Source organism: Thermosynechococcus sp. OHK43 (assembly GCF_014466085.1).
Classification (GTDB): domain Bacteria; phylum Cyanobacteriota; class Cyanobacteriia; order Thermosynechococcales; family Thermosynechococcaceae; genus Thermosynechococcus.
Genome location: NZ_JACOMP010000078.1, coordinates 1 through 10,174, shown reverse-complemented (window position 1 = coordinate 10,174; position 10,174 = coordinate 1). Strand labels below are relative to the sequence as shown.

The window sequence follows — 10,174 nt, the reverse complement described above, 5'->3', positions numbered from 1 at the left end:
TCTTTGCCCAATCCTTAAATGTTGGCAAATGCTGACGAAATTTATGCCGCTGCCAGATTGGAAATGACCTTGGCTAAATCAATATCCTTTTGGGTAATCCCCCCAGCATCATGGGTGGTGAGACAGACTGTGACCCGATTCCAAGAAATGGATAAATCAGGGTGATGCCCAGCCTGCTCAGCGGGATCCACAAGGCGATTGACAAAGGCAATGGAACCTAGGAAGTTCTTGAAGGTGAAGGTTTGCTCAAGGCGATCGCCCACCTGTTTCCAGCCGGGTAGGCTAGCTAACTGTGCCTGAATCTCCTCTGGAGATAATCGCTCTGCCATCGTTTTGCCTCAGTGCTATTAGCTGTAGGGTAGCAACGTCAAGTTACCAACTGGACTTGACAACCCCGGGCAGTAATCCTTGGTGAGCCATTTCCCGCAGGGCATTGCGGCAGAGGCCAAAATCGCGATAGTAACCACGAGGACGACCCGTCAACCAGCAGCGATTCCGCAGCCGCGAAGGGGCACTGTTACGGGGCAACCGTTGCAGTTGCCGATGGATGCTCATGATCTCTTCTTGGGTTTCGGCACTGGCCAGTTGAGCTTTCAGTTCTTGGCGTTTGCTGGCGTATTTCGCAACGAGCCGTTGCCGCTTTTTTTCCCGTTCGATCATGCTTTTTTTGGCCATGGGGGTGTGTTTGTCCTCGATAATGATGAATTTGGTATTCTATATCCTATCAAAGAGCGATTTGCTGCTGCAACTGTTGATCCTTGCGGGGTGTTTCTGTGCCCTTACATCTGTACAACACATTGTCTCGCCACCTTGAACCCTTTTCGCCCCTGCACCCAGAGCGGGTGACGATCTATGCCTGTGGTGTTACAGTCTATGACTATTGCCATTTAGGGCACGCCCGTTCCTATGTAGCTTGGGATGTGCTGCGCCGTTATCTCACGTTCTTGGGCTACACAGTGCACTATGTGCAGAATTTTACCGATATTGATGACAAAATTCTGCGCCGTGCCCATGAAAACGGTGAAACCATGGCGACGGTTAGCGATCGCTACATTGCCGCCTACCACGAGGACATGGCGGCTTTGAATATCCTGCCCGCCAGTGCTTATCCCCGCGCCACAGAGGTGATTCCAGAAATTATTAACCTCATCCAAGGGCTGCTGGATCGGGGCTATGCCTACGTGGCTGGGGGAGATGTTTACTATGCGGTGGCGCAATTTCCCAGCTATGGCAAGCTCTCGGGGCGCCAGCTTGAGCAATTGATGGCCGGTGCCAGTGGTCGCATTGAGGAAGAGGAGGAGCAGCGCAAACGCCATCCCCTGGATTTTGCCCTCTGGAAAGCGGCAAAGCCAGAGGAAATGAGGGTCTATAATCCTTGGGAAGCCCCTTGGGGTAAAGGGCGCCCCGGCTGGCACATTGAATGCTCAGCAATGGTGCGGCAGGCCTTTGGGGCCACAGTGGATATCCACTGCGGCGGTATGGATTTAATTTTTCCCCACCACGAGAATGAAATTGCCCAATCGGAGGCGGTGACGCAACAGCCCCTAGCGCGATTTTGGCTCCACAACGGCTTTGTTACCGTCAACACTGCGAAAATGTCCAAGTCCTTGGGGAATTTCACGACCATTCGTGACCTGCTGGCTCAGGGGGTGGATCCCATGGCCTTGCGCCTATTGGTCTTGCAGGCTCAGTACCGCAAACCCTTGGACTTTACGCCAGAGGCACTGACTGCCGCTGCCAAGGGCTGGCAAACCCTAGGGGAAGCACTGCACTTGCATCAGCAGATTCCCCTGCCCCCCATAGATGCAGATGCGGTGAGGAGCCACCCCAGTACTCAAGCCTTTTGCCAGGCCATGGATGAGGACTTGAACACCGCAGCGGCTCTAGCAGTGATCTTTGAGCTGGCAAAAACCCTCAATCGTGAGCAGCATCGCTATCTCCATGGGGGAGAGGGGCGGCGATCGCCCGCCGAGGTTAGCCGCGATTGGCACACCTTAGTAACCCTGGCTCAGGTCTTGGGTCTGGAGGCGAAAGCGGAGCGCAACCCTTCGCCAACAGTGGGACTAACCGATGAGGAGATTCAAGAGTTAATTGCGGCTCGCACGGCTGCCCGCCAAGCCAAGAATTACGCCGAGAGCGATCGCCTGCGGGATCTCCTTTTGGCTCAAGGGGTCAAGCTCGTGGATCAAAAGGACGGCACCACCCATTGGTTTCGCGTGCCCTCAGCCCCCTAACACTGGAGAACACCATGGACGATTCCCTTGTTGACCTGCGTCAGGAACTCTTGGCACTTCTTTGCCGCGATGCCTACCGTGCCGGCGAGTTTACCCTGGCCTCTGGCCAAAAAAGCCACTACTACATCAACTGCAAACCCGTCACCCTCTCGGCGCGGGGCGCTTACCTTGTGGGGCGGCTCTTCTTGGAGCAGTTAGCCCCTGAAGCGGTGGCGGTGGCAGGTCTCACCCTTGGGGCAGATCCCTTGGTAGTAGCGGTGAGCGTACTTTCCAATTTAGCGGGGCAGGATCGGGCGGCGCTGATTGTGCGTAAGGAAGCCAAAGGCCACGGCACGATGAGCTTTATTGAAGGCCCCCCCTTGCCCCAGGGGGCAGTGGTCACAGTGCTTGAGGATGTGATCAGAACGGGGGGGTCTGCCCTCAAGGCCGTTCTGCGTCTCCAAGAGGCGGGCTATGTGGTGAATGAAGTCCTAGCGATTGTGGATCGCCAAGGGGGGGGAGCAGCGGCCTTTGCGGCTCAGGGGGTACCCCTGCGATCGCTCTTCCAAATCAGTGACTTAGAAGCCTATCTCAATCACACTTAAATTCCCAAGCGCTGGTAAATTTCCTCCAAGTGCCGCAGGTGGTGCTCTGGGTTAAAGCAGGCCTCTAATTCCTCAGGACTGAGATACCGCTGAATTTGAGGGTCTGCCTTTAGGTTGGCGGCAAAGTCCCCCTGGGGTTGATTCCAAGCGGCATGGGCATGTTTCTGCACAAGGGCATAGGCCGCTTCACGGCTGAGGCCTTTTTCCACCAAGGCCAAGAGCACCCGCTGACTAAAGATCACACCGCCGTAGCAATTCATATTGCGGCGCATATTCTCGGGATAAACCTGCAGCGTTTGCACCAAGTCAGTCATTTCCACCAGCATAAAGTGGGTGAGAATCGAGCTGTCGGGCAAAATTACCCGTTCCACTGCACTGTGGGAAATATCCCGCTCATGCCAAAGGGCAACATTTTCCAGGGCAGCCAAGGCATTGCCCCGCAGCACCCGCGCTAGACCCGTGAGCCGCTCGGAACGAATGGGATTGCGTTTGTGGGGCATAGCTGAGGAACCTTTTTGACCCTTCGCGAAAAATTCCTCCACTTCCAGAACATCGGTGCGCTGTAGATTGCGAATTTCAACGGCAAAGCGCTCCAGACTGGCGCCTAGCAGGGCAAGGGTTTGCACATAATCTGCATGGCGATCGCGGGAAATGACCTGGGTAGAGGCGGTATCGGGTTGCAGTCCTAGTTTTTGGCAGGCGATCGCCTCTACCCGCGGATCGACATTGGCATAGGTGCCCACTGCGCCGGAGATTTTGCCCACCGCCACTGTGCGCTGTAACTGACACAGGCGATCGCGATGGCGCAGCAGTTCCGCCAACCAACCCGCCAGTTTGAAGCCAAAGGTAATGGGTTCAGCGTGAATGCCATGGCTGCGTCCCACCATCACTGTATAGCGATGTTCTTGGGCACGGTGGCGCACCGCCTGAATGAGATGCTCCAACTGCTCTTGAATCAGTCTTAGACTGGCCACCAGTTGCAGGGCTAAACCAGTGTCGAGAACATCGGAGCTAGTCAAGCCAAGGTGAATATAGCGCCCAGCATCGCCGACATGCTCGTTGACGTTGGTCAGGAAAGCAATGACATCGTGCTTCACCTCCGCTTCAATTTCCTGTACCCGTTGGGGGTCAAACTTGGCCTTGGCTTTGATCTCGGCAACGGCCTCCGCCGGAATATGCCCCAGGTCGGCTTGGGCTTCACAGACGGCAATCTCAACATCAAGCCATGTTTTGAATTTGTAGGCATCCGTCCAGAGATTCCCCATCGGGGCAAGGGTATAGCGTTCGATCATGGGCGTGTGTTTAGCTAGAGTGATGAAAAACTGGAATCGAATGGCGATCGCCTATTTACGTTCGGGATGGTACACCGTCGCCGCTGTGGCAAAGCCATTGAGGCGATAGATGAGTTGGTAAAGACGGCTGTAATCCCGCTGGTTAAAGTGCAAGATCAATCGCGGTAGGTGGAGCGTGTGGGTCAAGGCAGGGTGGTTGATGGGTTGCTCGTCTTCTACTTCCCGAGGCAACGGTTCAGTCCGTTCAATCTGCCCCGATACGAGAATGTCTTGAAAATCCCGATTGAGTTCTGCTAAGGCAGCATCACTAATGTCTTGGTTCAACCGCAGCACCAAGCGATCGCCCACATAGCGGCTGGAGTGATAGACCCGATAAAAGCCACTCAGATAGGCTAAGCCTTCGTCCACACTAGTGCAGATGCGGTAAAGTTCCTGATCTTCTCCATTAATTAGCCCCTTGGCCGCCAATTCCTCGCGAATAAACCGATCCCAATGCTGCCAGTAGGTACCACCGGGAACGTCCATCAAGGCCAAGGGTTTAGGGGGGGCCTTACCCGTTTGGCACAGGGTCAAGCATTCGAAGGCTTCATCTTGGGTGCCAAAGCCACCGGGAAAGACGGCAATGGCATCGGTTTCCTTAAGCAAAAAGAGCTTGCGCGTAAAAAAGTACTTAAAGTGAATCAGGCGCGGATCCCCTTCAATGTAGGGATTGGCACCCTGCTCAAAGGGCAGTTCAATGTTGAGGCCAAAGGACTTATTGGGGCCTGCCCCTTTGTTACCAGCCTCCATGATGCCGCCCCCGGCACCGGTGATAATCATAAACCCCACCGCACTCGCGGCTTGGGCAAAGCGCACCGCCATTTCATAGACGGGCGCGCTGGAGGGGGTGCGGGCAGAGCCAAAGATCGATATTTTGCGGGTATGGCGATAGGGGGCAAAGACCCGCAGGGCTTGGTGCATATCCCGCAGGCAGGAACGCAGAATTTTCCAATCTAGTCGTTCCAGTTCCTCATCGGCAATCTCCAGAAAAAGCTGCAGGGCTTGGTAAATCACGTCGCCGTGGGGCACCTTATCCAAGCGACTAATTAACTCGTCGACGTCTTGCTGTAGGCTACTTAAAGCGACTCGCGAAAGGGTCATGGCACCCTAAAAACGTTAGCACCCTATTTTATCAGGTGGAGGGATCGCCTGTGGCAAGGGGTAGGCTGAGGGTAAAGGTGGTCATGCCTGCTGCACTGTCGGCGCTAATTTCACCCTGCAATTGCTCTACGAGTTTTTGGGTGAGGGCGAGGCCTAAACCCGTTCCCCCCTGTTGCCACGGATCGGCATTGGGAATGCGATAGAACTTTTCAAAGATGCGCGGCAGCTCTTCGCTGGGGATCTCTGAGGGATTGCTCACCTGAATTTGCAGGCGATCGCCCCCGATTGGATCAAACCGGACAACAATCTGTGCGCCAGCAGGGCTATACTTACAAGCATTGTTGAGCAACTCTGCTAAGATGCGGGCTAAGGCATGGCGGTTGGAGAGGAGGGGGGGCAACGTGGCGGGGCGCAAAACCTCAAGGGATTGCTGCCGCTGTTGCATGCGGTTGCGAAAGGGTTCGAGCACCGCAGGCAGCCAACTGTTGAGATCAATCACCTCCTGTTGAATCTGGCTGCGCCCTGCCTCCAGGCGTTGCAGATCTAATAAATCATTGATCAGTTCGGTTTCGCGGTTGCACTCATTGGCGAGAATGTCGAGGTAGCGTTTCTGGCGATCGTCGGTGGCAAATTGCTTCAGCATATAGATGGCCATTTTCATATTAGCCATGGGCGTACGCAACTCGTGGGAGACGGTACTCAAGAAATCATCCTTAATGGCATTAAGCCGCTCTAGCTCCTGCATTTTCTGTTCCAGTTCAGCGGTACGGGCACGCACTTGTCGCTCTAAATCTGCATTGAGTTCTTGCACCTGTTGGTAAAGCTGGGCTTGGTGAATGGCAAGGGCACACTGATCGGCAATGGTTTTGAGGAGGCCTAAATCTTCCGGTGTCCAAGACTTGGGCAAGGTTTGTTGCCAAAGGGGGCGATCGCTCGCCAAAACTGACGTTGCCTCACTCGGTTCCCACTCACAATCTAGAAGCGTAATTTGCCCCAGGAGTTGGCCGAGGTAAACCAGCGGCGTGATCACCAAGGCGTTGACATTTAAGCTTCTCAGAGCCCTTTGCAGTGGCTCCGGCAAATCCGGACCATCAACCGCCAAAACCACCTGTTCACCCTTCCTGAGGGTGGGTTCAAAAAGGGCGATCGCCTGCTGGTTGAGAGCAATCAAGTCCTCGGGTAAGCTGACAAAGGGAGGACGGCTTGCAGAGGTAGGGCTATGGGGAGCATGGGTTTGTGTAATCAGGCAGAGGGTCGAACCTAGGGCTTCTAGGAGTAAATCAGCGGTAATTTGCAGAACCTCCGCTGCTACCATGGTGGTCCGCATGGCTTGAATGATGCGGTTAATGATGGCCTCGCGGCGGGCTTGGTTGCGCAGTTGTTCCTCGGCTCGCTTGCGATCGGTTACATCCATGACATAGCTGCGGATCAGCTCACTTTCATAGATGTAGTGGATCGATTGCTCGTAGATGCGTCCTTGGTACTCCACCTCCCGCACATGGACTTTTTCTTGGGTTTGCTTCATGTAGCGTGCTAGTTCCGGCAGTCCCAATAGCAGGGGATGAGCCAACTTCTGTTGTTGCAAGTCCCGAAACTGCATCACCGCCGCTGGATTGAGATACGTCACCTTCCCCTCCAAATCCACCTCTAAAATCGGGTTGGGCGTCAGTTCCGGATAGGAAGCCAGGCGCACCAAGGCTGCTTCACTAAAATTCTCGATATTGCCCTCACTGAGGGGAACGAGCGTTGCAAAGGGATTGGTGCTTTTAGAGAGAAATCCTAAGACATCGGTACTGCGGCAAAAATCCTGAAACTCGGTATCCGTCATGTTGGTCAGGGTCAGGTAGCGGGCACGCACATCACCGCCAAACACAATCATGTCGCCAGTGCGCAAGTCATGGGCAACAATCCGCTGGCCATTGACCAAAGTCCCATTCGTACTGCGCTTGCCCTGTAAATCGCCATCAATCAGGCGAAAAAGATAGCTATTGGTCTCAGGACTAGTCACTCGGAACAAAATCGCGTGCTGCCGTGAGACCATCTTGGAGTGGAGCACAATTGAATTCGTCGGATCACGGCCAATGGAGTAGGTGGCTGCCTCTAGCAAAATGGGTCGCCGTCCCTCACTGTCTTCGAGGACTAATAGGTGGCGGACTGCCTGCCGCTCATCGCTCACCGTTGCCTCCTTACCTAGGACGGCTGGGCATCCTGACGAAAGGACACGGGGGTAGCCGTCGCCTTCCAAGGGGGTTCTTTGACAGGTAGGGTGGTATATTGACGCACCAGGGCACGGAACTCATCACCGTCAATGGTTTCCTTGTCAAGGAGCAGCTCCACCAGCTTGTCAACGGCCCCCCGATGCTCGCGGATCAGTTTGCGGGCAATCTCGTAGCAGTGCATAACAATCTCACGCACTTGGCGGTCAATTTGCACGGCCACGGCTTCAGAATATTCAGCGCGGGGCATGAGATCTCGACCCAGAAAAACCTCGTTGCCTGTTGTTTCAAGGGCTAGGTGTCCCAAATCCGACATACCGTAACGGGTCACCATTTCCCGCGCCAGATTGGCTACGGCTCGCAGGTCGCTACTGGCACCGGCAGTGACCTCAGCATCACCAAAAATTTCCACTTCGGCAGCGCGCCCCCCCAATAGGATGGTAATCTCATCGAGGAGCCAAGCACGAGTATAGAGGCCACTATCTACCCGCTCTTCATCAAAGATCTGCTGAGCAAAGCCACCAACGCCCCCAGAACGGGGAATAATCGTCACTTTATTGAGGGGATCGGCATGTTTTAGAAGTGTCATCAACAGCGCATGCCCCACTTCGTGGTAGGCAATCAGCCACTTTTTCTTACTGTCGAGGAGGGGGGTAAGCGTCATGCCAATGGTGACCCGGTCAATGGCATCGTCAATTTCCGCATTGGTCATGGCGGGTTTGCGGCGGCGCGCTGTGAGGATGGCGGCTTCATTGAGAAGGTTAGCCAATTCGGCACCAGAAAAACCGGGGGTACGGCGGGCGATCGCCTCTAGGGACACCTCAGGGGCAATTTTTTTGTTGCGCGCATGGACTTGGAGAATTTGTAGGCGTCCTTTGTAGCTGGGCAAATCAACGGTAATCTGGCGGTCAAAGCGGCCAGGGCGCAGTAGGGCAGCATCCAAAACGTCGGGGCGGTTTGTTGCCGCAATTACAATAATGCCCGTATTGCCCTCAAAGCCATCCATTTCCGTCAGGAGTTGGTTGAGGGTTTGCTCGCGCTCATCATTGCCACCGCCAATCCCCGCACCCCGTTGGCGACCAACGGCATCAATTTCGTCAATAAACACCAAGCAGGGGGCGTTTTCCTTGGCCTTTCTAAAGAGATCCCGCACGCGAGAAGCCCCAACGCCGACAAACATTTCCACAAATTCAGAGCCAGAAATGGAAAAGAAGGGTACCCCGGCTTCACCGGCGATCGCCTTGGCAAGGAGCGTTTTCCCAGTTCCCGGCGGCCCAATCAGCAGGACCCCCTTGGGAATACGGGCACCAATAGAGGTAAATTTCTCTGAATTCTTGAGAAAGGTGACGACTTCCTGAAGCTCTTCTTTGGCTTCTTCAATTCCTGCCACATCGCCAAAGGTCACCCCCGTTTGTGCCTCCATTTGAAAGCGGGCGCGGGATTTGCCAAAGTTGAGAATCTGCCCAGGGCCGCCAGGGGCATTACTGACCCGCTGCAAAATCATCAGGAATAAAATCAGCAGAAAGAAGCCCAGCACCAAGTTGGAAATTAGGCTGAAAAGGGCGCTCTCATTGCCTGAGGGCACCACCCGCACCGTCGTGTCATAGCGACTGCTCACTTGGCGCAGCAGTTCCACCAGTTCGGGATTGCGATCAAAAAGCCGTACCTCTTGGGGAGGCGATTGTTCTGGCTGATTCTTGCGGCGAAACTTGGCTAGCCCCTGTTCCTGATAGAGTTCGACGGAGCGAACTTCACCGGCTTTAAGGGCATTGAGGAATTGAGTGTAGGAAACGGTGTTATTGTTGCTCGACTGCGCTAGACCCATGTTGGTGGGGGCTAACGAGAGACCCACGACCAAAGCCAGTTGACTCAGCCGTTGGCAAAGGCGTTGAGCGTATTTCATCGAGACCCGTTTCCGAAATTCAGTTCCAATTTCCAGTTTAACAGCGATTTTTCAGTTCCCTGGCGCCACGGATCAGCCACAGCCCAGAATCGCCGCCCTGAATATAAAATAGGACAGCATTCTTTTTAGAACGCCCATGGGACTGATTGTACAAAAGTATGGCGGCACGTCCGTCGGTAGTGTCGAGCGCATTCAAGCGGTAGCCCGTAGGGTCAAGGCAACTGTGGCAGCAGGACATCAGGTAGTGGTGGTGGTCTCGGCCATGGGCAAAACGACGGATAGCTTGGTGCAACTGGCCTATGCCATTAGCGATCGCCCCAGTCAGCGGGAAATGGATATGCTTCTTTCGACGGGGGAGCAAGTCTCGATCGCTCTATTGACAATGGCTCTCCATGCCTTGGGGGAACCCGCTATCTCCCTGACCGGCGCCCAAGTGGGAATTGTTACTGAACCGGCCCACACCCGTGCCCGCATTCTCCACATTGAGACCCAGCGCCTCGAACGGCACCTCAAAGAAGGACAAGTGGTGGTTGTGGCCGGTTTTCAGGGGATTACTGCTGCTGCCGATTTTGAAGTCACCACCCTTGGGCGTGGCGGGTCGGATACCTCAGCTGTGGCTTTGGCGGCTGCCCTAGGGGCGGATTGCTGTGAAATTTACACCGATGTCCCCGGCATTTTGACCACCGATCCCCGGCTAGTGCCCAAGGCTCAACTGATGAGCGAAATTACTTGCGATGAAATGCTGGAGTTGGCCAGCTTAGGGGCAAAGGTCTTGCACCCCCGCGCGGTGGAGATTGCCCGCAAC

The 10,174-nt window shown here is 54.8% G+C and carries 9 protein-coding genes; 3 read left to right on the top strand and 6 right to left on the bottom strand.

The features are described from left to right. Nucleotides 1-41: 41 nt before the first annotated feature. Both H8Q75_RS03385 and rpsN read right to left on the bottom strand, forming a co-directional pair. Nucleotides 42-329, bottom strand: a complete 288-nt coding sequence (locus H8Q75_RS03385) for a 4a-hydroxytetrahydrobiopterin dehydratase (RefSeq protein ID WP_024124864.1) — start codon at nucleotides 327-329, stop codon at nucleotides 42-44. A gap of 43 nt (nucleotides 330-372) precedes the next feature. Further along, nucleotides 373-675: a 30S ribosomal protein S14 gene (gene rpsN, locus H8Q75_RS03380; protein WP_011057663.1), complete on the bottom strand. Its 303-nt coding sequence runs from the start codon at nucleotides 673-675 to the stop codon at nucleotides 373-375. Nucleotides 676-773: 98 nt separating this feature from the next. On the opposite strand from rpsN, the gene cysS reads away from it, so the two are divergent. Both cysS and pyrE read left to right on the top strand, forming a co-directional pair. Next, complete coding sequence (gene cysS, locus H8Q75_RS03375) at nucleotides 774-2,234, top strand: cysteine--tRNA ligase (protein ID WP_041429104.1); 1,461 nt, start codon at nucleotides 774-776, stop codon at nucleotides 2,232-2,234. A gap of 14 nt (nucleotides 2,235-2,248) precedes the next feature. Further along, nucleotides 2,249-2,818, top strand: coding sequence for an orotate phosphoribosyltransferase (gene pyrE / locus H8Q75_RS03370; protein ID WP_297040506.1), 570 nt, complete (start codon nucleotides 2,249-2,251; stop codon nucleotides 2,816-2,818). Here the strand turns inward: pyrE and purB are convergent. From purB to ftsH, 4 genes are read right to left on the bottom strand one after another with little or no spacing between them, the layout of a single operon-like run. Continuing rightward, nucleotides 2,815-4,110: an adenylosuccinate lyase gene (gene purB / locus H8Q75_RS03365; protein WP_024124868.1), complete on the bottom strand. Its 1,296-nt coding sequence runs from the start codon at nucleotides 4,108-4,110 to the stop codon at nucleotides 2,815-2,817. The genes pyrE and purB overlap by 4 nt on opposite strands. Before the next feature lie 51 nt (nucleotides 4,111-4,161). Continuing rightward, nucleotides 4,162-5,250 (bottom strand): LOG family protein, encoded by a 1,089-nt coding sequence (locus H8Q75_RS03360; RefSeq protein WP_024124869.1) that lies wholly within the window; start codon nucleotides 5,248-5,250, stop codon nucleotides 4,162-4,164. Nucleotides 5,251-5,281: 31 nt separating this feature from the next. Further along, complete coding sequence (locus H8Q75_RS03355; protein ID WP_024124870.1) at nucleotides 5,282-7,426, bottom strand: ATP-binding protein; 2,145 nt, start codon at nucleotides 7,424-7,426, stop codon at nucleotides 5,282-5,284. Nucleotides 7,427-7,440: 14 nt separating this feature from the next. Then, nucleotides 7,441-9,369: an ATP-dependent zinc metalloprotease FtsH gene (gene ftsH, locus H8Q75_RS03350; RefSeq protein ID WP_024124871.1), complete on the bottom strand. Its 1,929-nt coding sequence runs from the start codon at nucleotides 9,367-9,369 to the stop codon at nucleotides 7,441-7,443. A 136-nt stretch (nucleotides 9,370-9,505) separates the two neighbouring features. On the opposite strand from ftsH, the gene H8Q75_RS03345 reads away from it, so the two are divergent. Further along, a partial coding sequence (locus H8Q75_RS03345) for an aspartate kinase (protein ID WP_297040500.1) occupies nucleotides 9,506-10,174 on the top strand: 669 nt, incomplete at its 3' end.

Excerpts from the sequence above, each read along its gene's own strand:
- purB (WP_024124868.1), bottom strand. The coding sequence starts at position 4,110 with ATGATCGAACGCTATACCCTTGCCCCGATGGGGAATCTCTGGACGGAT.
- H8Q75_RS03360 (WP_024124869.1), bottom strand. The coding sequence starts at position 5,250 with ATGACCCTTTCGCGAGTCGCTTTAAGTAGCCTACAGCAAGACGTCGAC.
- rpsN (WP_011057663.1), bottom strand. The coding sequence starts at position 675 with ATGGCCAAAAAAAGCATGATCGAACGGGAAAAAAAGCGGCAACGGCTC.
- pyrE (WP_297040506.1), top strand. The coding sequence starts at position 2,249 with ATGGACGATTCCCTTGTTGACCTGCGTCAGGAACTCTTGGCACTTCTT.
- ftsH (WP_024124871.1), bottom strand. The coding sequence starts at position 9,369 with ATGAAATACGCTCAACGCCTTTGCCAACGGCTGAGTCAACTGGCTTTG.
- H8Q75_RS03385 (WP_024124864.1), bottom strand. The coding sequence starts at position 329 with ATGGCAGAGCGATTATCTCCAGAGGAGATTCAGGCACAGTTAGCTAGC.